Annotated in this window: 31 protein-coding genes; 10 read left to right on the top strand and 21 right to left on the bottom strand. The window is 69.7% G+C overall.

Going from position 1 to position 25,357, the window contains the following annotated elements; genetic code table 11:
* Window positions 1–65 precede the first annotated feature (65 nt).
* On the top strand, window positions 66–494 hold the full coding sequence (locus ETD83_RS13075) for a nuclear transport factor 2 family protein (RefSeq protein WP_138645370.1): 429 nt from the start codon (window positions 66–68) through the stop codon (window positions 492–494).
* 66 nt (window positions 495–560) lie between these two features.
* Here the strand turns inward: ETD83_RS13075 and ETD83_RS13070 are convergent, their stop codons facing one another.
* From ETD83_RS13070 to ETD83_RS13060, 3 genes are all read right to left on the bottom strand, one after another.
* On the bottom strand, window positions 561–1,451 hold the full coding sequence (locus ETD83_RS13070) for a cytochrome c biogenesis CcdA family protein (RefSeq protein ID WP_138645369.1): 891 nt from the start codon (window positions 1,449–1,451) through the stop codon (window positions 561–563).
* Window positions 1,452–1,458: 7 nt separating this feature from the next.
* Window positions 1,459–2,016 (bottom strand): TlpA family protein disulfide reductase, encoded by a 558-nt coding sequence (locus tag ETD83_RS13065; protein ID WP_138645368.1) that lies wholly within the window; start codon window positions 2,014–2,016, stop codon window positions 1,459–1,461.
* 83 nt (window positions 2,017–2,099) lie between these two features.
* The gene (locus ETD83_RS13060) at window positions 2,100–2,252 is read right to left on the bottom strand and encodes a hypothetical protein (RefSeq protein ID WP_171064174.1); all 153 of its coding nucleotides are present in this window, start codon (window positions 2,250–2,252) and stop codon (window positions 2,100–2,102) included.
* 100 nt (window positions 2,253–2,352) lie between these two features.
* Between ETD83_RS13060 and ETD83_RS13055 the strand changes: the two genes are divergently transcribed.
* Together ETD83_RS13055 and ETD83_RS13050 are read left to right on the top strand one after the other, a co-directional pair.
* Complete coding sequence (locus ETD83_RS13055) at window positions 2,353–3,006, top strand: MIP/aquaporin family protein (RefSeq protein ID WP_138645366.1); 654 nt, start codon at window positions 2,353–2,355, stop codon at window positions 3,004–3,006.
* Window positions 3,007–3,040: 34 nt separating this feature from the next.
* Window positions 3,041–3,628: a ferritin-like domain-containing protein gene (locus tag ETD83_RS13050; RefSeq protein WP_138645365.1), complete on the top strand. Its 588-nt coding sequence runs from the start codon at window positions 3,041–3,043 to the stop codon at window positions 3,626–3,628.
* On the opposite strand, the gene ETD83_RS13045 is transcribed toward ETD83_RS13050, so the two are convergent.
* The 3 genes from ETD83_RS13045 to ETD83_RS42450 form a co-directional block, all read right to left on the bottom strand.
* The gene (locus tag ETD83_RS13045; protein WP_138645364.1) at window positions 3,571–3,852 is read right to left on the bottom strand and encodes a hypothetical protein; all 282 of its coding nucleotides are present in this window, start codon (window positions 3,850–3,852) and stop codon (window positions 3,571–3,573) included. The genes ETD83_RS13050 and ETD83_RS13045 overlap by 58 nt on opposite strands.
* A gap of 162 nt (window positions 3,853–4,014) precedes the next feature.
* Window positions 4,015–4,731, bottom strand: a complete 717-nt coding sequence (locus ETD83_RS13040; RefSeq protein WP_138645363.1) for a S1 family peptidase — start codon at window positions 4,729–4,731, stop codon at window positions 4,015–4,017.
* Window positions 4,732–5,004: 273 nt separating this feature from the next.
* Entirely contained in the window at window positions 5,005–5,439 is a 435-nt protein-coding gene (locus tag ETD83_RS42450) for a DUF305 domain-containing protein (RefSeq protein ID WP_171064173.1), read from the bottom strand.
* Here ETD83_RS42450 and ETD83_RS13030 point away from each other — a divergent pair.
* Window positions 5,428–6,153, top strand: a complete 726-nt coding sequence (locus ETD83_RS13030) for an MFS transporter (RefSeq protein ID WP_230420870.1) — start codon at window positions 5,428–5,430, stop codon at window positions 6,151–6,153. The two genes, ETD83_RS42450 and ETD83_RS13030, sit on opposite strands and share 12 nt — an antisense overlap.
* Window positions 6,051–6,344, top strand: coding sequence for a hypothetical protein (locus tag ETD83_RS44390; RefSeq protein WP_329602777.1), 294 nt, complete (start codon window positions 6,051–6,053; stop codon window positions 6,342–6,344). The genes ETD83_RS13030 and ETD83_RS44390 overlap by 103 nt, the downstream gene beginning before the upstream one ends.
* 74 nt (window positions 6,345–6,418) lie before the next feature.
* Here ETD83_RS44390 and ETD83_RS13025 read toward each other — a convergent pair whose 3' ends face one another.
* The 9 genes from ETD83_RS13025 to ETD83_RS12985 form a co-directional block, all read right to left on the bottom strand.
* The gene (locus ETD83_RS13025; RefSeq protein WP_230420868.1) at window positions 6,419–7,804 is read right to left on the bottom strand and encodes an NADH-quinone oxidoreductase subunit N; all 1,386 of its coding nucleotides are present in this window, start codon (window positions 7,802–7,804) and stop codon (window positions 6,419–6,421) included.
* Window positions 7,801–9,300, bottom strand: coding sequence for a complex I subunit 4 family protein (locus ETD83_RS13020; protein ID WP_230420867.1), 1,500 nt, complete (start codon window positions 9,298–9,300; stop codon window positions 7,801–7,803). Before ETD83_RS13020 ends, ETD83_RS13025 begins: the two co-directional genes overlap by 4 nt.
* Window positions 9,297–11,171 (bottom strand): NADH-quinone oxidoreductase subunit 5 family protein, encoded by a 1,875-nt coding sequence (locus ETD83_RS13015; protein ID WP_138645361.1) that lies wholly within the window; start codon window positions 11,169–11,171, stop codon window positions 9,297–9,299. The genes ETD83_RS13020 and ETD83_RS13015 overlap by 4 nt, the downstream gene beginning before the upstream one ends.
* Before the next feature lie 102 nt (window positions 11,172–11,273).
* Window positions 11,274–11,579, bottom strand: coding sequence for an NADH-quinone oxidoreductase subunit NuoK (nuoK, locus tag ETD83_RS13010; RefSeq protein WP_138645360.1), 306 nt, complete (start codon window positions 11,577–11,579; stop codon window positions 11,274–11,276).
* Entirely contained in the window at window positions 11,576–12,103 is a 528-nt protein-coding gene (locus ETD83_RS13005; protein ID WP_138645359.1) for an NADH-quinone oxidoreductase subunit J, read from the bottom strand. Before ETD83_RS13005 ends, nuoK begins: the two co-directional genes overlap by 4 nt.
* A gap of 10 nt (window positions 12,104–12,113) precedes the next feature.
* Window positions 12,114–13,028: an NADH-quinone oxidoreductase subunit H gene (locus ETD83_RS13000; RefSeq protein WP_138645358.1), complete on the bottom strand. Its 915-nt coding sequence runs from the start codon at window positions 13,026–13,028 to the stop codon at window positions 12,114–12,116.
* On the bottom strand, window positions 13,009–14,277 hold the full coding sequence (locus ETD83_RS12995; protein ID WP_138645357.1) for a hypothetical protein: 1,269 nt from the start codon (window positions 14,275–14,277) through the stop codon (window positions 13,009–13,011). Before ETD83_RS12995 ends, ETD83_RS13000 begins: the two co-directional genes overlap by 20 nt.
* A complete protein-coding gene (locus tag ETD83_RS12990) occupies window positions 14,268–14,615 on the bottom strand; it encodes an NADH-quinone oxidoreductase subunit A (protein WP_138645356.1) in 348 nt (115 codons plus the stop codon). The genes ETD83_RS12995 and ETD83_RS12990 overlap by 10 nt, the downstream gene beginning before the upstream one ends.
* 175 nt (window positions 14,616–14,790) lie before the next feature.
* Window positions 14,791–15,339 carry a dihydrofolate reductase family protein gene (locus tag ETD83_RS12985; protein ID WP_138645355.1) on the bottom strand — a complete coding sequence of 183 codons (549 nt, stop codon included), beginning with the start codon at window positions 15,337–15,339 and terminating at the stop codon, window positions 14,791–14,793.
* Window positions 15,340–15,857: 518 nt separating this feature from the next.
* On the opposite strand from ETD83_RS12985, the gene ETD83_RS12980 reads away from it, so the two are divergent.
* Together ETD83_RS12980 and ETD83_RS12975 are read left to right on the top strand one after the other, a co-directional pair.
* Window positions 15,858–16,913, top strand: coding sequence for a discoidin domain-containing protein (locus tag ETD83_RS12980; protein ID WP_138645354.1), 1,056 nt, complete (start codon window positions 15,858–15,860; stop codon window positions 16,911–16,913).
* 420 nt (window positions 16,914–17,333) lie between these two features.
* Window positions 17,334–17,981, top strand: coding sequence for a DUF4360 domain-containing protein (locus ETD83_RS12975; RefSeq protein WP_205717638.1), 648 nt, complete (start codon window positions 17,334–17,336; stop codon window positions 17,979–17,981).
* A gap of 248 nt (window positions 17,982–18,229) precedes the next feature.
* Here the strand turns inward: ETD83_RS12975 and ETD83_RS42445 are convergent, their stop codons facing one another.
* Window positions 18,230–18,370 carry a hypothetical protein gene (locus ETD83_RS42445; RefSeq protein WP_171064172.1) on the bottom strand — a complete coding sequence of 47 codons (141 nt, stop codon included), beginning with the start codon at window positions 18,368–18,370 and terminating at the stop codon, window positions 18,230–18,232.
* Window positions 18,371–18,595: 225 nt separating this feature from the next.
* Between ETD83_RS42445 and ETD83_RS12970 the strand changes: the two genes are divergently transcribed.
* Window positions 18,596–19,042: a hypothetical protein gene (locus ETD83_RS12970; RefSeq protein WP_138645353.1), complete on the top strand. Its 447-nt coding sequence runs from the start codon at window positions 18,596–18,598 to the stop codon at window positions 19,040–19,042.
* A 226-nt stretch (window positions 19,043–19,268) separates the two neighbouring features.
* On the opposite strand, the gene ETD83_RS12965 is transcribed toward ETD83_RS12970, so the two are convergent.
* From ETD83_RS12965 to ETD83_RS12950, 4 genes are all read right to left on the bottom strand, one after another.
* Window positions 19,269–19,595 (bottom strand): histone-like nucleoid-structuring protein Lsr2, encoded by a 327-nt coding sequence (locus tag ETD83_RS12965; RefSeq protein WP_138645352.1) that lies wholly within the window; start codon window positions 19,593–19,595, stop codon window positions 19,269–19,271.
* 250 nt (window positions 19,596–19,845) lie between these two features.
* Window positions 19,846–20,595 (bottom strand): hypothetical protein, encoded by a 750-nt coding sequence (locus ETD83_RS12960; protein ID WP_138645351.1) that lies wholly within the window; start codon window positions 20,593–20,595, stop codon window positions 19,846–19,848.
* A gap of 63 nt (window positions 20,596–20,658) precedes the next feature.
* Window positions 20,659–21,162, bottom strand: a complete 504-nt coding sequence (locus ETD83_RS12955; RefSeq protein ID WP_205717637.1) for an RNA polymerase sigma factor — start codon at window positions 21,160–21,162, stop codon at window positions 20,659–20,661.
* 387 nt (window positions 21,163–21,549) lie between these two features.
* Window positions 21,550–21,975, bottom strand: coding sequence for a VOC family protein (locus tag ETD83_RS12950; protein WP_205717643.1), 426 nt, complete (start codon window positions 21,973–21,975; stop codon window positions 21,550–21,552).
* Window positions 21,976–22,884: 909 nt separating this feature from the next.
* Between ETD83_RS12950 and ETD83_RS12945 the strand changes: the two genes are divergently transcribed.
* Window positions 22,885–23,076: a hypothetical protein gene (locus ETD83_RS12945; RefSeq protein WP_138645349.1), complete on the top strand. Its 192-nt coding sequence runs from the start codon at window positions 22,885–22,887 to the stop codon at window positions 23,074–23,076.
* 81 nt (window positions 23,077–23,157) lie between these two features.
* Complete coding sequence (locus ETD83_RS12940; protein WP_138645348.1) at window positions 23,158–24,372, top strand: helix-turn-helix domain-containing protein; 1,215 nt, start codon at window positions 23,158–23,160, stop codon at window positions 24,370–24,372.
* 390 nt (window positions 24,373–24,762) lie between these two features.
* Here the strand turns inward: ETD83_RS12940 and ETD83_RS12935 are convergent.
* On the bottom strand, window positions 24,763–25,357 hold a 595-nt coding region (locus ETD83_RS12935; protein ID WP_205717636.1), incomplete at its 5' end, for a DUF305 domain-containing protein.

Raw genomic sequence — 25,357 nt, 5'->3', positions numbered from 1 at the left:
AAGTCTCCACTCCGTATATTCGGAGTCTCCACTTCGGAAAGCTTACCGTGCCATCGGGAGGCATCATGGCGCCCAGTCCTCGCGAGGTGTTCCTCGAACTGGTGTGGGGGGTCTCGAAAGGCCGCTGGGACGAGCTGCCCGACCTGTACGCGGAGCAGACCTGCGTCGAGCATCCGTTCTCGCCCTTCGAGGCCGGACCGATGCGCACCCGGGAGGAACTGCGCGAGCATTTCTCGGCCGGCAAGAGCATGCCGCCCCCTCGCCAGGAACCGGCCGACATCACCGTCCATGAGACGGCCGATCCGGAGGTCATCGTCGCCGAGTTCGCGTACCGCGGGACGACCGAGACCGGTGAACCGTTCCGGGTGCCCTGCGTGTTCGTCCTGCGCGTCCGGGACGGAAAGATCGTCGCCTCCCGTGACTACATCGACCACATTTCCTCGGCCCGCCGCCGCGGCGTCCTCGACGACCTCATCGAGGCCATCCGATCCTGATCGGTCGGGGACGTCGCGCCAGAACGGCGGCCCCTGCTGCCCGCCGGTGGTGGAACGCCTGCCGCGTTATCCGTCCCGGTCTCGCCGCGACATCGGGCGTCCTCGCAGCCCGGGCGTGGCGCTGTGCCGCCGGTGCCGCCGGTGCCGCCACAGTCCGCGTGCTGTCACCGTCCCGGCCGCCAGGCCGCCGAAGGCCGCGGCGGTCCAGCAGATTCCGAGCTGATCGATCCAGGTGGACAGCGCGCCCTGGATTTCGGTGGCCGTGCGGACGACGGGCGAGTCGGCCGCCGCGCCCGCGTTGAGACGCGTTTCGTACCAGCCGTAGTAGGCGACGTAGAGCCCGGCCACGAGCAGCAGGACGCCGCTGACGCGAGAGACGTACGGCAGGATCCGGCGGGCGCGCGCCACCGCGGCGTCGTGCGCCAGCGCCACCAGCATCGACAGGAACCCCACGACCAGGCCCATTCCGGCGCCGTACGCGGCGAACGCCGCCAGCCCGGCGACGATGCCCGTGCCGTCGGACACCAGTCCGGTGACGGCCAGGAACGGCGCGATGGTGCACGACAGGGACGCGACGGCGTACGAGGCGCCGTATCCGTACAGTCCCGCCAGCGAACCCGACAGCCCGCCCGCCTGGAGGCGCGGCAGGCGGAGCATCAGTTCCCGCCCGGTCACCAGCCAGCCGCCGAGGCCGGTCAAGGCCAGGCCCACCACGATGGTGAGCCAGGGCAGGTACTGGTGGATCGAGGTCGTCAACGCCGAGATCAGCAGGCCGAACACGCCGAAGACGGTGACGAACCCCGCGGTCATCGCGGCCGACAGCCGCAGCGCCCGCCAGCCGCCGCCCGCCCCGGGTTCGGCGATCAGCAGCGTCAGGTAGGACGGCAGGAGCGCGAAGCCGCACGGGTTGAACGCCGCGACCAGCCCGGCGGCCAGCGCGAGGGAGATCCTCTCCATCGGCGCGTCAGCCGAGGAGCTTGCCGACGTGCCGGTTCAGCTCGGACTCCCCGAGCGGCCCGGAGGCGTTGCTCGTCGCCCCGTCGGGTGCCATGAACACGAACGACGACTGCGAGGTCACCTTGAAATGGGAGTACAGCCTGCCGGTCCGGTCGTCCAGGTGGGTGAGGCTTCCGGTGCCCGTCCGGGAGACGAAGTCGCGCAGCCGGCCCTTGTCCTTCTCCAGCCCTCCGATTCCGACGAAGGACACGCTGCCTTTGTACTTCCCGGCGGCCTTGGCCACATCGGGGCCTTCGGCGAGGCATTTGGGGCACCAGGGCGCCCAGAACCAGAACACCACCGGCTTGCCCGCGAGACTTGTGCCGTCGAAGGCGCCACCGTCCAACGTCTCGCCTTCGAAGCGCAACGGCCGAGGCGCGTCCTGACCTGCTCCACCGGGACTCTTCGCGGCGGCACTCCGGGACGCGGCGCCCGTCGGTTCGACGGCGCTCGTCCCATCGCCGCCGCCCCCGCAGCCGGCCATGAGCGCCACCGCACTGATCACGATCGCCAGCACCTTCTTCATGCCGGTCACGCTAACGGCCCGCGCGGGCCGCCGGTCCTTACGAAGAGATGACGTCCACCCGAGGCGGCGCACCAGGCAACGCGCTACCGGAAGACGCGGCCCTCTCTCAACTCGTGAACGAAATTCACGATGAATTCGCCGTCCAGGTCACGCTGATTGACGGCTCCCGCGGCGAAATAGGGATCTTCGAGGCAGGGGTCGCAGATCACCGGCGAGGTGTGCTTGACCGTAATCACCCTGTAAGGACGGCCCGGCTCCTCAGGGATCGACCAAAGTGACAGGCTCAAGGCGCTACGGGGGGTTAATAGCCATTTCTCGAACTTGGAAAGGTCGATTGTGCGTAGTTACGTCACGGAGTTCATCGGCACATTCTTCCTGGTCTTCACCGTGGGCTGCACCGTCCTGGCGAAGGCTCCGTTCGCCCCGCTGGCCATCGGCGCCGTGCTGATGGTCATGGTGTACGCGGGCGGACACGTCTCCGGAGCCCACTACAACCCGGCGGTGACGCTGGCGGTGCTCTTGCGCGGCCGGATCCACTGGACGGACGCCGTCGCCTACTGGGCGGCCCAGCTCATCGCGGGCATCGTCGCCGCCCTCGCAGCCCGGTACGTGGTGGATCCGGGCACGGTCGCCGAGCTGTCACCGTCCGGCCGGGTCCTCGGGACGGTGCTCCTGGCCGAGGCCGTCTTCACCCTCGCGCTCGCCTATGTCGTCCTCAACGTGGCCACCAGCAGAGACCATCCGGACAACAGCTTCTACGGGCTGGCCATCGGATTCACCGTGGCGGCCGGGGCCTTCGCGGTAGGCGGCATCTCCGGGGGAGCGTTCAACCCCGCGGTCGCGACGGGCGCGGCGACGATGGGCCTGTTCGCCTGGACGAAGCTCTGGATCTGGCTGCTGGCCGACCTGGCCGGGGGAGCCCTGGCCGCGGTGGCGTTCCTGGCCCTCAACCCCGAGGACCGCGCTCCGGCGGAGACCTCCGCGGCCTGACGGGGCGTGGCCGCCTCGCGAAGGGAACCGACGCATGAGCGGAATCGCACGGGAACTCGTCGAGCGTGCCGGTGTCGACGTGGACGTCCTGATCCAGAGACTGACGGCGGCCGCCCGAGCGAAACTGGCCGCACATTACCGCTACACGATCCTGCATGCCGGCTTGGCCACTTTGATGGGCGCGCGCCTGCAGGAGCTGCTCATGGACGTTCGCGCCGAACACCACAATCATTTCGACGTCCTGGTGACCCGGATCTACGAACTGGACGGCCGCCTGCCGGACGACCTCGGCCATTTCGCGGCCACCGACCTCGCGGACGAGAATTTGCCGGACGGCATCGGTGACAGCCCGGACGCGCTGGTGACCGCACTCATCGACTCCACCAGGAGAGCGACACGAATTTACACCCACCTCTGCGAACTCACCGAAGACAAAGACCTTCGCACCTACGACCTCGCCCAAGCGATCCTCTTCGAGGAGAGCGAGCACGAGGCTTGGTTCTACGAGTTCCTCGGGACGGGCCCACCGCCCCGCTTCCAGCGCGGATTCCGCGGCCGGTCCCCCTACGTGACCCGGCTGCCCGCCAGCGATCCCGCGGACCCGGATGCACCAGGCCCGTGATCCTGGTTCGAGCAGCCGGGAACGGTGTGCCCGGTGAGCCTTGTTTTCAGCGACAGCGTGATGCGGCCCGCCGCGAGCTGCGCGTCGAACGCCTTCCGCAGCACCCGCAGAATGGAGCGGCCGAAATCGGGGCCCCGGTAGTAGCGCGCCACCGTGTACGGCTCGTGCGCGAACCCTTCGACGGGGTGGTCCGGCATGAACTCCATGCCGTTCTCGGTCAGCACGACCGCCACACCCAACGCTGCCCGGTCGCCCGTTCCCTCGCGGGTGGCATCCCGATCGACACTCAACTGGAATTCGGCTGACCCACCTGCCGGTGTCCGACACGGTGCGCCCGGCATGAGGAAACGCCCGGCCGGGGGGCTCCGGCCGGGCGTTTCGGCTGGTCAGACGCCGGCCACCGAACGGATCCAGGAGCGGTTGGCGGGGACGCTCCCGTAGGTCTGCGTCGACCGTCCGTCGGCCGTGGAGGCGACGCCTACCTGCTGGCCGTTGTAGCGCTGCGGGCCGCCGGAGTCGCCGCTCCAGGCGTTGCCGGTGATCCTGCTGCTGCAGATCGCCTGGCCGCTGTGATAGTCGCGGCACGACGTGGACGTGACACGGACGTCGGCGCACTTGAGCTGTTCCGAGACCGGGCCGTTGTAGCTGGTGTAGCCCCAGCCGCAGATCTGGTTGGTCGAGCCGGTCGGCGGGTTGGCGTCGGCGAGCTGGGAGAAGGTCGTGTTGTGCGCGCTGGACAGCCGCACCAGGGCGAGGTCGCCCTGCGGCGCCACCTGGTAGTTGCTGACGGCGACCGCGGTGGCGCGCCCCCGGTAGACGCTGCCGACCCGGACGCTGATGCCGCTGCTGACACAGTGCCGGGCGGTCAGCACCCAGGTCGGGGCGATGACGGTGCCGGAGCAGGTGAACGATCCGCTGCTGCGATAGATCGAGGCGGCCCACGGGGCCTCGGCGTCGGTGACGAAAGAGCCGCCGATGATCGGCGGCCCGGCCAGGGTGGCCGGAGAACTGCTCGGTTGATCGGCGGCTGTGGCGGGGAGGACCGTCCCGAAAAGCAGGACGAGAACAGCACCTACCAAGATGCCGGCGCGTCGGGGGGACATCACGGCTCCTGTGTGGGGGTCTACGTAAAGGCTCCCTTAAAATAGACCGCCGGCCAACTTCTGAGACCCTTTCAGTGGGCCCGGGTTTTTCACTGTTAATACCTTCAACATAGAGCGCCGGAAGTGGCTTCGCTTAGGTGACAGGCGGCAGCGTTTATAGGTCAGTGAGAGAAGCGCAGCCTGGGCCGTACGCGCCATTCGGGATGGGCGGGTGTGCGGTGGGCGAACGGGCGGGGCGCGCGGCACCGCCCGTTCGCGAATCGCGGCGCGGTGCTACTGCTTGAGCAGGTCGCGCATCTTGGTGATCTCGGCGGACTGCGCGGCGACGATGTCCCCCGCCATCTTCGTGGCGCCGGGGAAACGCCCGGAGGATTGCTCGGTCCCGGCCATCGCCACGGCGCCCTGGTGATGCCTGATCATCATTTCCAGGAAGGTCTTGTCGAAGGACGCGCCCTTGGCGCCTTCCAGCTCCTTCATCTCCTCGCCGGTCATCATGCCTTCCATGCCGCCGTGGCCCATGTGGCCCGTTCCGTCCGTCCGGGGCGAGGGCACCGGTGCCCCCCAGCCGGTCAGCCAGGTGGTGAGCTGCTCGATCTCCGGGCCCTGGGCCTTTTTGATCTCCGCACCGAGTTTCCTCACCTCGGGGGACGCGGCGCGGGTCGCGGCGAGACCGGCCATCTCGATCGCCTGGCGGTGATGCGGGATCATGGCCTGCTCACGCTGGCGCTGGTTCCGGCCGTCCTGCCCGACGTCCCCGGACGCCGCACCGGGCTGGACGTGCTGGGCGCGCTCTCCGTCACGGGCGGGCTCGGCCTCGCCGTGTACGCGATCGTCCAGGCGCCCGAGCGCGGCTGGGACGCTCCGGCGACCGCCCTGCAGCTCGGCGGCGCCGTCCTGCTGCTGGCCGCGTTCGTCGCCGTCCAGCGGATCTCCCGCGGCCCGCTCATGCCGCTGTCGGTGTGGCGCACCCCGAACCTCGCCGGCGCCAACCTGGCGATGACGCTGCTGGGCGCCGCGTGGATCCCGATGTGGTACTTCCTCAACCTCTACCTCCAGCAGGTCCTGGGGTACGACGCGTTCCCGAGCGGCGCGGCGCTCCTTCCGATGACGGCGCTGATGATGGTGCTGATGGTGGGCGTCACCGGACGGCTCATCGCCCGGTTCGGCACCAAGCCGCTCATCGTCACCGGACTCGTCGTCCTCGCCGCGGGCCTGTCGGTCCTGTCGACGATTGACGCGGGCGGGAGCTTCGTCACCGACGTGCTGCCCGGGTCGCTGATCTCCGCGGTCGCATGTCGCTGGTGTTCATCCCCGCCACCATGGCGGCGCTCGGCGGGGTGGCCCCCGAGCAGGGCGGTCTGGCGTCCGGGATCGTCAACACCACCTACCAGGTCGGTTCGGCGATCGGGCTGGCGGCGATGACCGCCATCGCCACCTCGCAGGGCGCGGACAAGCTGGGTGACCTGCCCAGCCTGACCGGCGGTTTCCAGGCCGCATTCATCGGCGCCGCAGTCGTCGCCCTGGCGGGCGCGGGCCTCGCCCTGGTCACACTGCGGACCCCCGCCGTCGGTGGAAAGACCGGCGAGCCCGCCAAGGAGAGGATCCAGGCATGATCGGCTGTACCGAGGCCGCCGCCCGGGTCCCCGACCCGGGCGGCACGGCCCTGTCAGCGGCCGGGCCGCTTCCTTCAGCCGATGGTGAGGGCGACGCCGCTGCCGACGCCGAGGGCGAGCGACCCCGCGGCCGCCAGGCAGGCCGTCCATTGGGCGACGCGGTCCAGGCCCCGGCCCTGTTCGGCGTCCCCGGTGAACGCGGGCACGATCCAGCGCAGGTAGTAGAAGACGCTGGCGACGGAGTTCACGGCGGCGACGACCGCGAGCCACGCGTACCGGCCGTCCAGCGCCGCCCCGAACATCAGCAGCTTGCCGACGAACACGGCGGCGGGCGGGGTCCCGACCAGGCCGAGCAGGCAGATGACCAGGGAGATCGCCAGGAGCCGCGAGCGTCGCACGAGCGCGCCGTAGGCGGCCAGATCGTCGCGGCCGACGGCGATGACCACGGCGAACGCGCCGACATTGGTGACGGCGTAGGCGGCGAGATAGAACAGCAGGGCGGGTTCGGCGAGGTCGGTGCGCCCGGCCACCGCGATCGGGACCAGCAGGTACCCGGCCTGGCTGACGGTCGAGTAGGCGAGCAGCCGCCGGACGTTGTCCTGCGCGAACGCGGCGAGGTTGCCCAGCGTCATGGTCGCCGTCGCGATGATCGCGATGAGCGGCGGCCAGTCGCCCGCGCCCGGCGGAAGGGCCTCGGCCGCGAAGCGGTAGAGGGCGGCGAACGCCCCGATCTTCGGGACGGTCGTGACGAACGCCGCGACGACCGGGGGAGCGCCCTCGGTGACGTCCGGGACCCAGAAGTGCGCCGGCACGGCACCCGCCTTGAACAGCAGCCCGGCCAGCAGCAGCACCACACCCACGGTGACCGCGCCGTCCGGGGCCGTCCCGAGCTCGGCGCGGAGCATCTCGTAGGACGTGCCGCGCCCGAGCCCGTACAGCAGGGTGACCCCCGTCAGCATGAGGATGCCCAGGAAGGCACCCATGAGGAAGTACTTGAGCGCCGCCTCGGTGCCCGGCGCGTCCTTCCCGAATCCCGCGAGCGCGTACCCGGGGATGCTGGCCAGCAGATAGGCCGCCACCAGCACCAGCAGGTCGGACGTGGCGCCGAGCGCGATCGTGCCGAGCGCCGCCAGCAGGATGAGGACGTAGAACTCGCTCTCCCTGCGATGACCGCGCATCGGGCTCATCGCGAGCACGATGACCAGCAGCGTCGCCGCCAGCACCACGACCCGCGTCACGTGGGTGACGGGGTCGAGCATGAACGCGTCGAAGGTCATCAGGTCCGTCCGGCGGGCGGCGAAGGCCGCCGCGACCAGGCCCCCGGCCAGCCCGATCGCGCAGAGCAGCCCCACGATCCACTGCCGTGCCCGCGGCAGGAACGACCCGGCCAGGAGCCCCATCACCGCCGCGCCGAGGACGAGCAGCTCCGGCAGGAGATCCGCCGGGTTCTCGCGCATCATCGCGCCACCAGCGAGACCACCGTCGCCGAGATCGGCTCGATCACGTCCAGCAGGAGCCGGGGCGCGACTCCGATGACCACCGCGAGCAGCAGCAGCGGGACGATCGCGCCGGCCTCACTGGGACGCAGGTCGGTGACCCGCGCGGTCAACTCGCCCGGCGGGCCCAGGACGGCGCGGTGCAGCAGGCGAAGGAACAGCGCGGCGGTGATGAGGATGCCCACGATCGCCAGCGCGCCGACGACGGCCAGACCGGCGCCGCCGCTGCCGATCACACCGGTGAAGATCTGGAACTCGGCGATGAAGCCGGAGAAGCCCGGCAGCCCGAGGGAGGCGAACGCGCCGGCCGCGACGAGCGCGGAGAAGACCGGGGCACGCCCGGCGAGCCCGCCGAAGCGTCCCATGTCGTAGGTGCCCGCCCGCCCGTAGAGCACGCCGGCGAGCAGGAACAGAGCGCCGGTGATCAGCCCGTGGCTCACCATCTGGGTGACCGCGCCGGTCACCGCCAGCCGCCGGGCGGCCTGGTCGCCGGCCGCGCCGGCGGCGCCGAGCGCCACGATGATGTACCCCATGTGGTTGACCGAGGTGTAGGCGACCAGGCGCTTGAGGTCCTCCTGGGCGTACGCCACCAGCGCCCCGTACAGGACGCTGATCACGCCCACGATGATGATGACCCAGGCGTAGCGGCGCCACGCGTCCGGGAGCATGGGCATCGCGATGCGGACGAAACCGTACGTGCCCATCTTCAGCAGGATCCCCGCCAGGATCGCCGAGCCCGCGGCGGGCGCGTCGGTGTGCGCGGGCGGCAGCCAGGTGTGGAACGGGACGGTCGGCGTCTTGATGGCGAGGCCGGTGCCGATCGCCAGCAGGACGAGCCCGGCGAGCCCCGCCGACCCGGCCAGCGGCGGCGTCCGGGTCAGCTCCACCATGTCGAAGGTGTGCGGCTCGGCCCCCAGGTAGAGCCCGATGAACCCCAGCAGCAGGACCAGGGAGCCGAGGAAGGTGTAGAGGAAGAACTTCAGCGCCGACCGCGTCCTGTCGCCGTGCCCCCATCCGGCGATGACGAAGTACATCCCGACGATCGACAGGTCGAAGAAGACGAAGAACAGCAGAAGGTCCAGGGCCGCGAACAGGCCGAGGGAGACCGTCTGCAGGAACAGGAAGAGCGCGGCGAAGGCCCGCACCTGCCGTTCCTGGCGCAGCGAGTAGATCGCGCAGGCCAGGAACAGCAGGGAGGTCAGCGCCAGCAGCGGCAGCGACAGGCCGTCGACGCCGATGTGGTATCCGGCGCGGACGGACGGAATCCAGCGCGCGTCCGTCTCGTAGGAGATCCCGCCGTCCGTGCCGTGCCCGATCCACATGGCGGCGACCAGGGCGAGGTCGACGGCGCACGCGGCGATCCACGTCCAGGTCACCGCGCGGGCGCCGAGCCGCGGCACCGCGTAGAGCCCGAGCCCGACGGCGAGCGGAAGGAAGATCACCAGGGAGAGCACGTTCACCCGACCAGGAGGACGACGACGATGAGCACGGCGAACAGGACGGCGGCCTGCGCGTAGTAGGTGTGCGCCTGACCCGTCTGCGGGCGCCGGGCGAGGCCGGCCAGCCCGCGGGCTCCCCGGCCGACCGCGTTGACGAGACCGTCCACCCGGATCTCGATCCGGCGACCGGCGAGCCCGGCGGCGCCCCGTCCCGCCGCGGCGGTCGCGCGCACCCCTCCGTCGACGACCCGGTCGTCGAACCGGGCGAGGGCGGAGGCCAGCGCGAACACCGGGCGGGCAATGAGCAGCCCGGCGAGCCGTTCGAGATGCAGCCAGTGCAGGGCGGGGGCCGTCCACGCCGTCCGGGCCCGGCCACCGCGCCGCACGAGGGCCCAGGTCCCCGCGAGGACGAGCAACGCCAGAACGCCCGAAAGCGCCAGCTCGACCAGGCCCGGGCCAGGGTCGTGGCTGGTGCCGAGGAGGTTCCGCCACGCCTCGTCCACCACCGGCAGCGCGAAGACCCCGCCCGCCGCTGACCCGAGGGCCAGCGCGGGCAGTGGCAGCTTTTCGAGCGGGCCGACGTGCCGTGTTCCGCTCTCCTCGGTGTCCACCCGCGTCGCCGCGTCGATCGGACGGCTCACCGCGATCAGCGCACGTGCCGCGTAGCCCGCCGACAGCAGCGCCGCGGCGAGCCCGACCCCGTACAGCAGGGGAGAACGCTCCAGGGCGGCCGCGAGAACCGTGTCCTTGGTGGCCCAGAGCGACAGCGGCGGCACCCCGGCAAGGGCGAGCATTCCGACGCCGAAGGCGGCTCCGACCGTCCGGTACCGGCGGGCCGCGCCGTGCAGCTCGCCAAGGTCCTTGGTGCCGAGGGCGGTCAGCCAGGCGCCCGCGCCGAGGAACAGAAGGCTCTTCACCGCGGCGTGGGCGACGAGATGCGCGGTACCCCCGCCCACCGTGCCGGCCCCCGCGCCGAGCACCATGAACCCGATCTGCGCACAGGTCGAGGCCGCCAGCAGTTGCTTCAGGTCACGCTGGGCCAGCGCGACCGCCCCCAGCAGCAGCGCGGTGAGCGCCCCCAGCCACGCCACCAGCGACGCCGCCCAGCCCGTCGCCGCCAGCAACGGCTCCAGGCGCAGCAGCAGGTACGCCCCCGCGGCCACCATGGTCGCCGAGTGCAGCAGCGCGGAGACCGGACTCGGGCCGTCCATGGCCCGCGACAGCCAGAAGGAGAACGGCACCTGCGCCGACTTGCCCAGCGCGGCCAGGACGACACCGGCCGCGACCAGGTCCCGCCAGTGCCCGTCCGCCCCGGCCAGCCCGTCCAGGCTCAGCGAACCGGTGCCGATCATGGCGGCGCCGGCGGCGAAGTACAGACCGAGGTCACCGGCGCGCGTCGTGACGAAGGAGATGCCGGCGGACCCGACCCGCCTGGGCTCACGCCACCAGAAGCCGATGAGCGCGTACGACATCGCGCCCATGACCTCCCAGCCCATCAGCAGGACGGCCAGGTCGGTCGCGGTGACAGTGACGAGCATCGCCCCGGTGAACACCAGCATCAGCCCGAAGAAACGCGCCCTCGACTCGTCCGGAGAGAACTCCCCGGCGGCGAACACCAGGACGGCGAGGCCGACCGACGTGACCGTCAGGACGAGGGCGGCGGAGAGGCCGTCCACCGCCAGCCCGGCGGGCAGGCCGTCGAAGAGCGGGAACCGCACCGCAGGCCGGGCGACCGCCGCCGCGACCGCCAGGCCCAGCGCGACGGACGAGGCCCCGACCGCGATCGCGGGCGCGAACCGGTCCAACCCGCGCCCGAGGACGAACCGTCCGCTGACCAGCAGCACACCGGTCACGACCGGCACAGCAGGCAGAAGCCACCCGAGCAAGCTCATCTCTGCCTCCTGCGAGGGCCGACCCCCCACACCCCCCGGTTCGCTTCGCTCATGCCTGCCTCCTGTGGGGGGCGACCCCCCACACCCCCCGGTTCGCTCCGCTCATCCCTTGAGGTCTCCAGCGTCATCGGTGACGTCCACATCGCGTGCGCGGAAGAGCGCGGTGACGACGGCGAAGCCCATCGCCATCTCCAGCGCCATCACGGTGACCGCCACGAGCACCAGGACCTGACCGTCCGCGGTCCCGGGCGAGACGTAGAACCAGAACGCGGCGCCCGCGACGAGCAGCCCGTTGATCATGAGTTCGAGGCCCATCATCAGCATCACGATCGACTGCTGGGACAGCGCCCCGTAGAGGCCGACCGAGAAGAGCGCGGCGGCGAGCAGGAGGAAGGTCTGGAGGCTCACTTCGCACCGTCCGCGCGGCCGGGCGGCCGGTCATAGCGGCCCCGGTCGGTCGCCAGCACCACCGAAGCGACCATCGTGGCGAGGATGGCGATGCCGATCACCATCATCACCAGCATCTTCGGCCCCATGATCGACTCTCCGACGGAGAACGTCGGGTCGGCGGGCACCGAGCCGCGCCGCTCCGGCCAGGGGGTGAGGAAGACGCCGGCCGCCAGCGCGGCGAACACGCTGCCGGAGATGGCGAGGGCCCCCCGCTTGTTGTGCACCATCGTCATCGGCATGAGCCCGCCGGGATTCATCATGTACATGATCATGAAGACCGCCATCACCAGCATCTCCATGATCATCATCAGGATCACCAGGACGCCGAGGTAGTCGAGGTCGAGCAGCAGCAGCTCGACGCCGACGCACAGGAACGAGGCCAGCAGGGCGAACGTCGCCCGCGCCATCGAGTCCACGACGAAGACGGCCACTCCGAAGCCCACGGCCCCCACCGCGAGGACCCAGAACGCAACGGTCTGCATCTCACCTCCCTCAGTTCACGACCACGATGCCGACGACCAGTGCCTGCAGCAGCGTGGCCGGGATCAGGACCATCCATGCGGCCGTCATGAACCGGTCCATCCTGAGCACCGGGAACCCGCCCCGGACCCAGACCAGCAGGGCCAGCACCGCGTACGTCTTGATCAGCGACCACGCCCATCCCGGCAACCACGGCCCCGCGCCGCCGCCCAGGAACAGCGGCACGGCGGCCGCCGCCGCGACGGTCAGCAACGCCAGCCGTCCGGCGAAGAACAGCAGCCTGTCCGGGCCCGACAGTTCCGCGGCGACTCCGCCCGCGGCATCGTCCGCCACCGGGTGGCTCATCGGTCCCCAGAACGTCATCGCGACCGCCGACAGCAGGTAGACGGCGAACGCGACCGGCATCCAGACGGCGAACCAGAGGCCGTCCTGCGCGGCGGCCACCTCGGTGAGGTCGAGCGAACCCGCGCCGAGACCGGCGGTGATGAGCGCGAACATGTGCGGCAGCTCGTACGCCAGCCCCTGGGCGACGAAACGGTAGCCGCCGATCAGCGGGAACGCCGAGTTGACGCCCCACCCGGCCAGCCAGAGCGAGCCCCAGGCCACGACCTCCATCGCGTTGAACCACACCACGCTCACCGGCGGCTCCCACACGCTCCCGCCATCGAGCGGGATCACCGTCGCCGCCAGCAGCGCCGCGGCCGGAAGGCTGATCACGCCGATCCGTGCGAGGAGCGCGTCGGGTGCGAGCGTGCGCCGCCGCTGCTGGACGACGAGCCGGACGCCCTCCCGCAACGGGGCGACGAACCCGCCGCCGGAATGGAAGGCCGAGTCCATCGCCGCGGCCGAGTAGGTCAGGGCGGCGAGGACCAGGGGAAGTGCCACGACCGCCCAGACCGGCGTCGGGTCACCCACCGGGCCGCCCATCGGTCGTCCCCGACAGCACGGCGATCTGGTCGAGGCCGGGGTCCAGGCTGGCGACGGTCAGCCGCGCCGCCGCGAGTTCGGCGCCGTCCAGCAACCCGGGAAGCAGGGCGAGGACCGCTGCGCCCGGCCGGCCGCCCACCGGGCCGCGCGGTCCCTCGGTCTCCCGCAGCGGTGCGGGATCGTCCAGCCGTTCCATGGCCGCGCCGACCTCGTCGAGCCATCCGGACAGCCGGGCGGACGCGTCCGCGAGGCGGCGGGCGGGCGGTCCGGTCAACTGATGCCGTTCGGCCAGCTCAGGGTCGATCACGCCCACGTCGCGGAGCATCCATCGCAGGACTCTCGACCTGCCGGCACGGCGTGTGAATCCGGTGATCCGCGGCGCCAGGTCGCGCCCGGGCTCACCCGAGATCAGCCGGTCGCGCAGGACGCGGGCCTGATCGGCGGCATTGTCCCAGCCCGCGACGGCCAGCAACCGCCCCACGCTGTCGAGATGGCATGCCGCCCGGCGCCGCTCCGCCTCTCCCGTGGTCACCGGCTCGCCCGCGGCAGCCCGTAGCCAGGGCTCCTCCCAGAAGGGCGGTCCGGTCGCCGAGCCGCCCGTCGTGAGGGCCTCTGCGGCTTGGATGACGTCGCCTTGCAGGGTCAGGTCGAGCACGAGCCCGGCGGGCCAGTCCGACAGCGCAGGGCCCAGCGGGATGTGCAGGACGTCCAGCTTCAGGCCGTCTCGATCCGGCGCTCGTCCGGCCATGGGAAGGCCCATCGGGGCTCCCATGTGGTGCTCATGACCGCCGCCGTGGTCGCCATGGTCGTTGTGGTCCGGCTCGGACGAGGCCGAATGATGGTGCGCAGAGCCGAACATGTGATCGTCCTCGCCGGCCGGAGACCATGGTCCGCGATCTCTGCGGGCCCGGGCGTCCGCCCATTGCGCGTCGACGTCCGCCAGCTCCCGGGCCGCCAGGTCGAGTCCCGCCGCGACGTCGTCGGCCGACGCCGTCTCGTCCAGCCGGACGAGTGACCTCGGTCCGGGCATGTCCTCCCAGACCGTGTGCACCGCCGCCATCAGGTCCGCGCCGGGACGCCCGCACACCACGAGCATCGCCGCCGCCGCGGGCGACGCGACCGGACGCCCCCCGCGCCGGCGCAGCTCGGCCTCGACGAACAGCCTGGTCCGCGTCGAGCCGGGGGCCGTGATGACGAAGGCGCGCGGACGCGCGTGGGCGAAGCGGAGGAGCCGAGCCCTCAGGCCCATCGGAAGGCCCCCTCACGCCATGCGTAGACGACCCCGACGACGAGGAGGGCGAGGAACGCGAACATCTCGACGACGGCCTTCGTCCCGACCGAGGCGACCACCACCGCCCACGGATACATGAAGATCATCTCCATGTCGAAGGCCAGGAAGACCATCGTCACGACGTACCAGCGCACGTGATACCGCGACAGCGCGTGCTCCCGGGGCCGCGCGCCCGACAGGAACGGTCCGGTACCGGGGGTGCCCGGCGGTGCGTACACCCACGACAGCGCGTAGACGGCCGTGACCACGGCGGCCAGGAACCCCAGAAGTGCGAGTACCGCTATATACGGTTCCATGCCGGCACCCCAGAATCGACCTCCTCCTACGTCCTGTAAGAGACCATGCCCTCCAGCTCACCATGGACGGTCGGGACGGCCGCGGACGACCCACCGGGCTTGCCCTCTTCGGACTGCTCGCTGGCACCGCCATGGCACTGTTCGATCTGAGTCCGGTCGATGCCCACCGCTTCCGTTACTTTCTCGGCTCGTACCGCATCGCCACCACTCCCGAGGCGAATTCCAGGCGGCTCACGGGCTTCAGATCGATATGTTTCGACAGCCCCGCGAACAGCGAGGGCCCGTGGCCCGCCAGCCTGGGCTGCACCACGAACTCGTACTCGTCGATCAATCCCAGCTCCGCGAGCGCCAGCGGGAGCTTCACTCCTGACGTGAAGAGTCCCTTTCCCGGCTCCTCCTTGAGCTGCTGGACGGCCTTCCTCAGATCCCCGCGCACGAGCTCGGAGTTCCAATCGACCCGGTCCAGCGTGCTCGACACGACGTACTTCTTCGCCGCGTTGATCGTCCGGGCGAAGGGTTCCATCCAGTCGGGCCTCGCTCCCGGTTGCGCGGGCGGCCGCCATGCCTCCTCCATCATCTCGTAAATCACCCGGCCGAAGAGGAGGGCATCGGCCTGAGCGAGGTTCTCGGTCGCGTGGCGATGCAGTTCTTCGTCCGGGGTGATCGCAAGATGATCGCAGCATCCGTCCAATGTGATGTTGATGGAATACCGGAGAGGTCGCATTACGTAAGACTCCCTTTCATCAGAAGGCTGGACGTGCCTGCCTTCTCGGGCTCGGACCCGGGCGAGGCGGTAGCGGCCGGTGCCGGTCCCGACGATACCGCCGCCCTTCGTGAGCGGGCCGACGACCGCGGCACGAATCGCGAATCGGTGAAGGCCCGTGACCCAGTCGAAAATTGGCTCGTTGGAGGAGACCGCAACGCTTGCTTTCCCTCTCGTTCGGTCAGAACAAGCTCGCCGGGCTCGGACCCCGCGTGGGGGGGAGCGCCCGGGCACATGCAGTACGCGCTGCGCACGAACCCCGGGCCTGCAGATCGTGGACGTCAACGGCAACCGGAACGCCGCCCGGACTTTCGCCAAGTAGATCCTGGACGAGCTGGTCCCGCTGTTCGCGCTGGACTTCACCAACTACCTGGACTCTGGCATGACCCCGACCTGGAAAACCTGGACCCTCGGAAGATCTTCGACACCTAGGCGATCTTCGGCGCGAGAGCGGCCGGAGTGCCACGAGGCGATGCTGGGTGGACAGCGACGAAAGAACCCGCTGGTGCGGCCCGAAGACCCAGCCGCAGTCCGTCATCATCGACCTGGGCCGTCCGGCCGACCTCGGCATGGTGGTCCTCACATGGGAGACCGCCTTCGCCAGCGGGTTCTCGGTCGACGTGTCCGACGACCTGCGCTTCTGGCGGACGCTCCACTCGACGACCTCGGGCGACGGAGGGCTCGACGTCCTGCCGGTTTCCGGCCGCGGCCGGTACCTGCGGGTCGCGAGGACCGAGCGCGGCACCCAGGTCGGCTATTCGCTGCGCGAAGTCCAGGCGTACGCGCGGGGTGCGTTGGTCCCGGCGCAGTTCGGGGCCTCGGTGGACGCTGTGATCGTCCTGCGGCAGCCGGGCGCGACGGCGTCCAGCACGCTGACCGTTACCAAGGCCACGGAAGTGAAATGGACGGCTTCGCCCCCGGCGGGAGTCACTGTGAAGCCGGGATCGGGAACGCTCCATTTCTCCGCCCGAGGTCAGGCCACGGCCCCGCTGAACGTCAACGGTGTCAATGAGACAGGAAGCGCGACGGTGCCGGTGTCGGTAACGGCGCGTTCGATAGGGCGGACGGTGCGCCTTGCTGGGGCCGACCTGGTGGTCACGGTGCCGTACGGCAACCTGTCGGACATTTTCAACAACGTCAGCGTCACCGCCGACCAGAACACGACCCCGCGAGCAGCACCCCGCCCCCGGCTCGACCGTGCTGGCCAGCATGAACTACCGGAACAGTTCCGCCACGGGACGCATCGAGCGGCGCACCCAGCTCTTCTGCCGACGGATTCCGATCGACCCCGGCAAGACCGTGGCCGCGCTGACAGTACCGGCGGTGTCCAAGTCCGCAGTACGAGGGGCCCCAGCACTACACATCTTCGACGTCTCCCTGGACTAATGAGGCCCGTCTTCTTCGCCCTCTGTGCCTTATCCGCGACTAGGCGTTTCAGCGCGCGGCTACCGGCCATCGATCTGGGTGCCGGAATCGGCCATCCGCCCTTCGGCCTCCGGACCTGGAGCCGGTGCCGGAACGACGGGTGTGCGTGAGTCCGTGCGCGTGGAACACAACCGGTTCACATCGAGGGCGGCCGTGTTCACAGGCATGCGGCCGGAGGCGGCGCGGATGCGGCCGCCCGCCCCGGCGCCTGGACCGCCGCCCGCGCCCCGGCCCTCCCGGGCGTCCCCACGGACGACAAACCCCCTGCTGGGACCACGTGGGAGGCGGCTTAAAGAGCTATTCAAAAGCAATGTTAATTGTGAATAAATGGGCAATGGCGGAGTGTTGACCCTAAGCGGAATGAAGAATAGTCTCCACAATGGATTCTCCGAACCGAGAGGATCGCCATTCAGCCCCGGCCGCCAAAGTGTCCGCGAATCCGCCGGTTACGGCTGGCCGATTTTGCGTGCGACGGCGAGGTCGCGGCCACCCCCTCCTGAGAGACCCGACCCATGATGAACAACAGACGTGTGGGGATCGTGGTAGGCGCCGCTGTGCTCCTGCCCGCCCTGGCGGGCGTTTCCTACGCCGCCGCCTCCGAGACCAGCCCCGAGACAGGCAACGAGTCCCAGTCCGTCCAGCCGCCCCGCGGGGTGACCATGGAGGTCGCCACGATACTCGGCTCGGGCTGCCCGGCCGGGACGGCGCAGGTCACCCCGTCCGATGACGGCGGTGCCTTCACCGTCACCTTCGACAAGTACCTGGCCTGGGGCGGCGGCGACGCCCCGCCGACGGAGTTCCGGAAGAACTGCCAGCTCAACGTGCGGGTCACTCACCCTGAGGACTACACGTACGCGGTCGTCGGGATCTCGTCCCGCGGCTTCGCCCACGTGGAGCCCGAAGCCTCCGCCGTGCGGCGAACGAGCTACTACTTCCAGGGCAGCTCCGAGACGCGATCGGTGACCCACACGATCGAGGGCCCCTACAACCGCAGCTGGCGGTTCACCGACAGGATCAGCCGGCCCGAGCTCGTCTACAAGCCGTGCGGCGAGAGCCGCAACCTGAACATCAACACTGAAGTGCGGGTGAACGCGGGCGACTCCGAGGAGCCCAGCTTCATCGCGGTGGAATCCGCGTACGCCAACTCGGCCTACCACCTGGCCTGGAAGCGTTGCTAACGCGGTGACCACGAACGTTCACCGGGCCCGGTCACGCGGACTCGGGGCGGGGCACGGCCCCCGCCCTGCCACCGTCCGCCGCGGGGCACGGGTGCGTTCACGGCGTTGAGCGGCCGGCAGGCCGGGGCGCGAACTCGCCCCTCCTGCCGGCCATCACGCACTAAGTGCTCCACCAGACACGACGTCGGACGCGGCGGCGTCGAGCACATGGATTCGGGTTGGACGAACCGGCGCCCATCCCGGGAGCGTCACTCCGGATCCTGCAGCAGCTCCGCCAGAATCCTGCGCAGCGGCCGTGATTCGCGGAGATGCAGGAAGCGTTGCAGGACCGGCACGGCATCGTCATAGCGCCACAGCCCAAGGCCCATCCCTCCGTCGGCCAAGTCCATCGCGCGGAGGATCGCCGCTGGGCGGGTTCGACGCACTGGTACGCCGACCCGCCACGACGCACTCGCGGCCCGAGCGAGGTGCGGATGGCGGGCTGCCGCACGGCGTTATCTTGGTCGGCGTTCACGTGGCCGACCGCTGAAGAGAGTCGTCGTCGCGGGACGATGACGGTAGACCATCAGCGGGTTCCCGCCGACCAAAGCCGGGCGATCCCAGATAATCTGGTCATGGCTTCTGGCGGGCACGACCCGGACGACCTGCACGGCTCGCTGAACCACGCGTGGGCCTGGTACACGGCGAGTATGGGCTACCGGATGCAGGCCGCGAACCTCTACCTCTTCGCGATCGCCGGCTACGTGGCCGCCTACATCGCGTCGTTGCAAGCGAAATTGGACGTGGTCGCAGGCTTCTGCGGACTTGCCGCCTCGGTCTCCGCTCTGGTCTTCGCACTACTGGGAAAGCGTTCTCGCGAGTACCTGGCAGCCGCGGCGGCTCCTTTGGCGGTTCTCCAGGACCAGCTCGCGCAGCGCGTCGGCGTCGACGAACTCCGAATGGTGGAGCGTGTGACGTCGGTGCGTCCTCGTTGGCGTAGCACGGCTTACCTGGGCAACGCCTTTTCCATCTTCATCGCGGGTGTCTTCCTCTCAGGAAGCCTCTACGCATTCCTGCGGTGAGCCCGCGCGGAAGTAACCGCCTGACGTCCGGCTTCGGGATGATCGGAGGTGTGCGGCATGGTCAGCGAGGACGCCGGGATGGCCGAGGATGGCGATCCGGCGAGCCCTCGGGCACGAGGGCCCACTGCGGACCGGACCACGATCTCGTCGATGTCGGCGGCGATGGCGACCAAGGTCACCGACACCATCCCCCCGACGGCGGCAGCGCAGGGCCGTGCCGGGCCCGCTAGTGCGCGGCCTCGTACTTCTCGACCACGTTCGCGGGAATGCGCCCCCGGTCGTTGACCTTGATACCGGCTTGCCGCGCCCAATTGCGGATCTCGGCCGACCGTTCACGGCTGCTGGTGCCACGGCTCACCGGCCGTCCGCCCCGTGTGGCCTTGAGCCTGCGACCGCTTTCCATGTAGGTGTGCAGGGTACGCCGGAGTTTGTTCGCGTTCTTCTCGCTCAAGTCGATTTCGTACGCCTTGCCATCGAGGGCGAAGGAGATGGTCTCCTCGGCCTCGCCACCATCGAGGTCGTCAGTCATGGTGACCTGTACCTTTTGAGCCATTTCTTGCCCTTCTCCTCGTGTCGCTGCGACCCTCTTACTGTAGCGAACTGGACGCACCATGGATCCAGAAGCGCGCAGCCCGCTAGAGTGCCCGGTCAGAGAATGGTACGCCCACGCTCAGTTGCGGCACCGAGGGGAACGTCCTAGCGTGCGGGCCCCGGACGCCCGCTCTTCCTCTTGCTCGACTCGAGGTGATCTGCCGTCGCAGCCGGGCGTTCACGAGCGAGAAACTCCCCGTATCTGAACTTCCCTACTCTTTCTGCTTCGCTTTCTTCTTCTCTTTCTTGTCGGGGTCTTCCGGCTTCTTCTTTGGTGTCTCCTTGCCCGGCTTCTTCTCCTTGCCGGTCAGGACCTTCGCGCAGTAGCCGGGGACCTTGTCGGGGCCGCCCGCGGCGGCGATCAGCGGGGCGAACTCTGAGGCGGAGGCTTCCGGGGGCGCCTTCGGCTTCCTGTCCCGGTCGGCCTTCTTGGTGGCCAGGTAGGCGCGGCAGAGCGCCGCCGGCGTGGACGAGTGCTGCGATCCGGGGCCCGAGGACGCCCCGGGTGGTGGGCTGTGTCGCGGGTGTCCGGACGTGGGAGCGGGACTGGTCGACTTCGTGGCGGTGGCTGAAGGTGGAGCCGGTGAGCTCGACGGCGATTCCAGGACGGGCAGATGACCGGTGTTCGCGGCCAGGGCGGCGCCGCCCGCCGCCGTCCCGGCGACCGCCAAAGCGATGATCGCCTTGGCGGTGACGAGCTCCAGCAGCGCGCGGTGCGCCGTTCGGCCGTGACCACGACCGCGTCGCGAGCCGAGCCGGGCCTGCCGGAAGGCGGCTGCGGCCGCGTCCTCGCCCTCGAGTTCCCGCTCACTCGGCGGGGCGGTGGCGGCGGCGAGCAGGCCCGCGACGGGATGCGCGGCCGTCTTCGGGTCTCGCCAGATGCCTCCCAGGAGGTCCTCGGCGGTGTCCTCGTCGAGTTCCCGGTCTGTGGTTCGGTCGCCGTGGCGGCGATCAAAGCTCATGGGCGGGTCACCTCATGCCCCTCGGTGTCGCATTCACAGGCGGTTTCACCGTGGCCCCTCGTCCTACCGGTCGCCCGGGGCCGGGTGCGGTGCGGCGGCTCCCGGCTCGTCCGCCGTCCGCGGTGCCGCGACTGTGCGCTGCAGGCGGTCGGCCAGGTTCCGCAGCCCCTGGCAGGCGGTCGCCTGGACGGCCTCGGCGCTCCTGCCCAAGATCTCGGCCGTCTGCCGGGTGTCCAGGCCCATCACGACACGAAGCAGCACCGCCTCGCCCTGGTCGGCGGGCAGACCGCCGATCAGCGCGATCGCGGCGTCGGCGGACAGCGGCTCGGCCACGCGACCGGCGTCGTCGTGGCCCGCCGCCCGCGCGGGCTGCTGCGCGTGGACAGGCGCAGGCGAACCGCGCCCACTCAGATGCTCGAGGGCTCGCCTGCGGCCGATCACCGTGACCCAGCCACGGAAGCGCTGGAAATCGCCGCGGAAGTCGCCCAGGCCGTCCGTGATCTCCCGCCAGGTCTGTGCCGTCACCTGGTCGGCGGCCTCGCCCACCAGCACGAACAGGTAACGCAACAGCCGCGGCTGGACGGCTCGATACAACCTGCGGAAAGCGTCCTGGTCTCCACGCTGTGCCGCTCGTAAGGCCGTTGACAAACACTTGTCAGTCCTGGCCACGTCCACTCCCACCGCTCGGTCGCCCACCGTGGGACCGCCGGCCACCGTTCCCGAGCGCTTTCGGGGAAACCGGTGACGTCAGGCAAATGTCCACACTAGTGATATCGCGACTTCCACGGCTACAGGGCCATTTCGCGGTCATGAACCGACAGGAGGTGCCCGGCCGATGATGCCATTGGCAGAACGTGTCACCCACCCTTCAGGCCGATGCGGACCTCCGTTACCTGCGGCAATGCGGATCGTGTGTCGGACGGAACGGGTTCGCCGTCCGGCCTGGGCAGGCGGTCAGCCGAGTTGCTCGGACAGGCCGACGATGAACCCATCGGGGCCGCGGACGAAGCAGAGCCGGTAGCTGTCCTCGTACTGCGCCACCTCGCCCACGAGTTCGGCGCCGTGGGTGAGCAGGCGGGCGAGGATGTCATCGAGGTCTTCGACGGTGAACATGATGCGACGTATTCCCAGGGTGTTCGCCGATGCGTTCTGCGGTTCACTGCTGATCGCCGACGGCGTGTGGAACCTCGTCAGCTCGACCCGCCCGTGGCCGTCCGGGGTCCGCATCATGACGATGTCGGCGCGGACGCCGTCGAGCCCGACGACACGGTCGGCCCAGCTTCCCTCGACGAGCGCCTTCCCTTCCAGCTCCATGCCGAGCTCGGTGAAGAACGCGATCGCGGCCTCAAGATCGTTGACAACGATGAGGACGTTGTCCATCCGCCGTATCGTCATGGTGCTTCCTCCCTGGTCGCGCGGCCGTGGTGGCCACCGGTATAGCCAGGACGGAGCCAGGGCCACATTCTCGACACGGAAGCGCGCCGAATTTCAGGATCTGGTTCTGACCGGCCGATCCCACGGAAACCTCGAGTGAGGACCCACCTCGTGGCGACGCTCCTCGGCAACGGTCCTCCGTCGCGGCCGTGGGATCCATTCGCAACGGCGCATCCACGGTCGTCGCCGACACGGCTCGCCGCGACGATCCGCCCGAGTTGCCCGAATCACCCGGTGGGGTCAGACACCGGGATCGTTGCCCGCCACGGCGTACCGCGGGCTGCGTCTGGTCAGCGCGCTGGTAACGGACGGTAGTCAGGCAGGGTCGGATCCTGACCGAAATGCTTTGGGGCCCCCTGCGGCAACAGGAGACCCCAACGGTGCGGATGCCACCCGAGCCCGGGGAGGACTCCGCTGCTCACGCCGCAGATCATCCGCTTCGGACGGGCGCTGGACGCAGGCATGTTCAGTAACGCGGATCTGCCCGATGTCCGGCAAGGCATGCCGCTCGGACGAGGACATCACGCCACCGCGAACAACGCCTCTACCTGCGTCGATGGTTCAGAAGTCCTCGGGTGCGCATCAGGAATGGAAACAAACTGATCATTTGCGGCGGTGTTGTTCACCACTACGGATGGACGAGACTTCGAAACAACGGGTGACGGCAAAGACCTTCCCGGCCGCATCGGGGGCGGGAACCATTGGAGGTGGGTTCCCCTTCGCGCCGGGACGACGGCAATCGTCTCCGGCATCGCCGGAGGGCCTCGCTTCATCAGTCCACCCGAGCCAGCGCCGGGATGAGATCGCCAGACGATCTCATGCCCGCCCCGGCGCCCAATCCGAGAGGTCCGCGAAATGCACGTCCCTTCATCCCGCGACGACGGAGCGTGTCTCCCCGTACCCGGGCGGCAGGTCGTCATCCTGGTCGCCCTCGTGGTGGTCATCGTCGTCCTGCTGGCGGCCGGTCTCACGCTGCCGGCCGCGATCACGACCGTGGCCGCCGCCGTCGAGATCACCCGCCGCCCGGCCCGCCGCGACGAGGACTGAGACGGCTCGGCCGGGGTTCTTGCCGTTGCGAGACCCTCGGCCGGGCCGGCCAGACCGGCGCCTTGTCGCTGGGAGCCACCAGTGCCACGCCCGCAAAACCACCTCGATCCGCAGACCGGCCCAGTCGCGGCATTCGCCTGCACTCTGCGCGACCTGCGTGACTCAGCCGTCCCGATGCCCACCTACCGGGAGATGGCCAAACGCGTCCACTACTCCGTCACCGCTTTGTCCCAGGCCGCCGCGGGCCGCAAGCTCCCGACCTGGGAGGTGACACAGGCCTTTGTCAGAGCGTGCGGCGCGGACCCTGCCGAATGGCTGCCCCGATGGCAGCTCGCCGCTGCCGTCAGCGTCACGAACGCCGCCGCCGAATCCGACTCTGCCGACCAGGAGGCACAGCCCTCGCCCGAGTCCGTCCAGCCGCCAGGACCGGGTGAGACCGATATCGACCCCGCGGCAGCGCAGACGACGACTCAGCTCATGGATGCCCTGAACCGGTTCCGCCTCCGCGCCGGCGTCAGCCTCCGAGAGCTCTCAGCCCGGTCTCACAACGCCACCGAGTTCCCGACGAATCTGTCGCGCACCACGCTCTCCAATCTTCTCAGCGGCCGGGGCCGCCGGCCCACCCTGGACGACGTACTGCAAGTGCTCTCGCTCTGCGATGCTTCGCCTGTCGTCCTGGAGCATTGGCAGACATGCTGGCAACGCCTGCACGGACCTCTGCCGCCGGCAGATCCCCCACCGTCCATGCTCGAGAGTCTCAGGACCGCCACGCTCACCGAACGCGATCTGGTGAGCGAGCGGGAAGCAATGATCCACCCGCGGCAGATCGCCGCTCCCGCGGTTCCCCGGCCCGCTCCCAGGCGCGGATGGCGTGTTCTGATCGCACTGATCATTTCAGCGGCGGCGGTGACAGCGGCAGTGTCGGAGGCGCTGGCCGGGGTGATCACGAACCCGTTCTCGCCGGACGGCGCCGACCTCCACGCCACAATCGCCATCACCGGAGCGGCGGCGAACAGCACGGGCAACGGCGTCACCATCGCGGTCAAGTACCGTTGCGCCCCACGCAGCGACATCGTCGCGCTCAACGCCACGGTCGATGCCGTCGCCGGCGCTCGCGGCAAGATCATCCCAGTCTGCGACGGGAAGGAGCGGTCTGTGAAAGTCACCGCCGTCGACAAAATGGACCGCAACGGTTTCCAGAAGACGGATCTGGCCACCATTTCCGTGACCCTCACCGACGCCAGATCCCGCATCGTCGATGACGCCGCGACCGTCACTACCCGCCGCCTGAACTAGACGACATGCTTGCTTCAGGGGACCGCGTGCTCACCGACACTGCGTGCCGCTGGATTGGCGCTGGACGCCGCGAAGCGGCCCGCCGAGACGATCGCGTCCTACCCCGCGACACACTTGTGCTGATCAATCAAGGGCGTTTCTACTGCGTGTCGTTGTGGCCCGGTGGCCCCACACCACCGGTGGTCCGCGACGTGAAAGCGTGCGCACGCGTCGTCGACATGTGTTCGGCGAGCCGGTCCCGGGCTCTGCGTGGACGGCGAACTCGGCCAGATCGCATGGAGTACCTGCTGGGTTCTTGCCGGGTGAGCGTCCCGTCGAGCCGTGAGCGGGTCCTCGACGTAGCGTCGAGGACCCGCTCAGGCTGTAGGTGGCCCGGGCGCCTCTCGGGTGTCAGCTGTTGAGCAGGCCGAGCAGTTGACCGATCATCTTGCTGGTGCTTTCCATGACGCCTTTGGCGTAGGTTTTTGCGGCGGGATTGGCTCCCTTGCTCATTTCCACCTTTGACATCTCCACCGCGTTGTGCTGGTGGCCGAGGAGCAGGTTGAGGAATGTGATGTCGAAACCGCGGCCTTCGGCCTGTTTCAGTGCCTTCATCTCCGCCGGGCCGATGGCAGGAAGGCCGCCGTGGGCGGCGTGGGAGTTCGCAGGCCCCTGCAGCGCCGTCGGCTTCGACCATGAGGTGAGCCATGAGGTCATTTGCTTCACCTCACCGCTGCTGTCCTTCTCGACCGCGGTGGCGAGCTTCTGGACTTCCGCGCGACGGGAGCGGTCGGGGACCAGCCGGGCCATGTCCAGTGCCTGCTGGCGATGCACGATCATCATCTGCAGGTACATGACATCGTCGGCGTTGTGTTTCGGCTTGGCCTCCGAAGGATCGCTCGCCTTCGATGTGCCGCCGCACGCGGTGAGCAGCAGGGCGAAGGCGAAGAGCATCCCCGCGAGCGCACGGTGCCGGGAGCGAACCGCGGCGGACGCAGGGCGGGGG

It is taken from the genome of Actinomadura soli (assembly GCF_005889715.1).
Taxonomy (GTDB): domain Bacteria; phylum Actinomycetota; class Actinomycetes; order Streptosporangiales; family Streptosporangiaceae; genus Spirillospora; species Spirillospora soli.
The sequence above is the reverse complement of the archived record's forward strand: the minus strand, read 5'-3'. Positions and strand labels throughout refer to the sequence as shown.

Bases quoted from the DNA above. Each gene is read 5' to 3' on its own strand.
- ETD83_RS13075 (WP_138645370.1), top strand. From the start codon at position 66: ATGGCGCCCAGTCCTCGCGAGGTGTTCCTCGAACTGGTGTGGGGGGTC.
- ETD83_RS13070 (WP_138645369.1), bottom strand. From the start codon at position 1,451: ATGGAGAGGATCTCCCTCGCGCTGGCCGCCGGGCTGGTCGCGGCGTTC.
- ETD83_RS13065 (WP_138645368.1), bottom strand. From the start codon at position 2,016: ATGAAGAAGGTGCTGGCGATCGTGATCAGTGCGGTGGCGCTCATGGCC.
- ETD83_RS13050 (WP_138645365.1), top strand. From the start codon at position 3,041: ATGAGCGGAATCGCACGGGAACTCGTCGAGCGTGCCGGTGTCGACGTG.
- ETD83_RS13040 (WP_138645363.1), bottom strand. From the start codon at position 4,731: ATGTCCCCCCGACGCGCCGGCATCTTGGTAGGTGCTGTTCTCGTCCTG.
- ETD83_RS13030 (WP_230420870.1), top strand. From the start codon at position 5,428: ATGCGGGATCATGGCCTGCTCACGCTGGCGCTGGTTCCGGCCGTCCTG.
- ETD83_RS42450 (WP_171064173.1), bottom strand. From the start codon at position 5,439: ATGATCCCGCATCACCGCCAGGCGATCGAGATGGCCGGTCTCGCCGCG.
- ETD83_RS44390 (WP_329602777.1), top strand. From the start codon at position 6,051: ATGGCGGCGCTCGGCGGGGTGGCCCCCGAGCAGGGCGGTCTGGCGTCC.
- ETD83_RS13025 (WP_230420868.1), bottom strand. From the start codon at position 7,804: ATGATGCGCGAGAACCCGGCGGATCTCCTGCCGGAGCTGCTCGTCCTC.
- ETD83_RS13015 (WP_138645361.1), bottom strand. From the start codon at position 11,171: ATGAGCTTGCTCGGGTGGCTTCTGCCTGCTGTGCCGGTCGTGACCGGT.
- ETD83_RS13005 (WP_138645359.1), bottom strand. From the start codon at position 12,103: ATGCAGACCGTTGCGTTCTGGGTCCTCGCGGTGGGGGCCGTGGGCTTC.
- ETD83_RS13000 (WP_138645358.1), bottom strand. From the start codon at position 13,028: ATGGGCGGCCCGGTGGGTGACCCGACGCCGGTCTGGGCGGTCGTGGCA.
- ETD83_RS12995 (WP_138645357.1), bottom strand. From the start codon at position 14,277: ATGGGCCTGAGGGCTCGGCTCCTCCGCTTCGCCCACGCGCGTCCGCGC.
- ETD83_RS12990 (WP_138645356.1), bottom strand. From the start codon at position 14,615: ATGGAACCGTATATAGCGGTACTCGCACTTCTGGGGTTCCTGGCCGCC.
- ETD83_RS12985 (WP_138645355.1), bottom strand. From the start codon at position 15,339: ATGCGACCTCTCCGGTATTCCATCAACATCACATTGGACGGATGCTGC.
- ETD83_RS42445 (WP_171064172.1), bottom strand. From the start codon at position 18,370: ATGGACTTGGCCGACGGAGGGATGGGCCTTGGGCTGTGGCGCTATGAC.
- ETD83_RS12970 (WP_138645353.1), top strand. From the start codon at position 18,596: ATGGCTTCTGGCGGGCACGACCCGGACGACCTGCACGGCTCGCTGAAC.
- ETD83_RS12965 (WP_138645352.1), bottom strand. From the start codon at position 19,595: ATGGCTCAAAAGGTACAGGTCACCATGACTGACGACCTCGATGGTGGC.
- ETD83_RS12960 (WP_138645351.1), bottom strand. From the start codon at position 20,595: ATGAGCTTTGATCGCCGCCACGGCGACCGAACCACAGACCGGGAACTC.
- ETD83_RS12950 (WP_205717643.1), bottom strand. From the start codon at position 21,975: ATGGACAACGTCCTCATCGTTGTCAACGATCTTGAGGCCGCGATCGCG.
- ETD83_RS12945 (WP_138645349.1), top strand. From the start codon at position 22,885: ATGCACGTCCCTTCATCCCGCGACGACGGAGCGTGTCTCCCCGTACCC.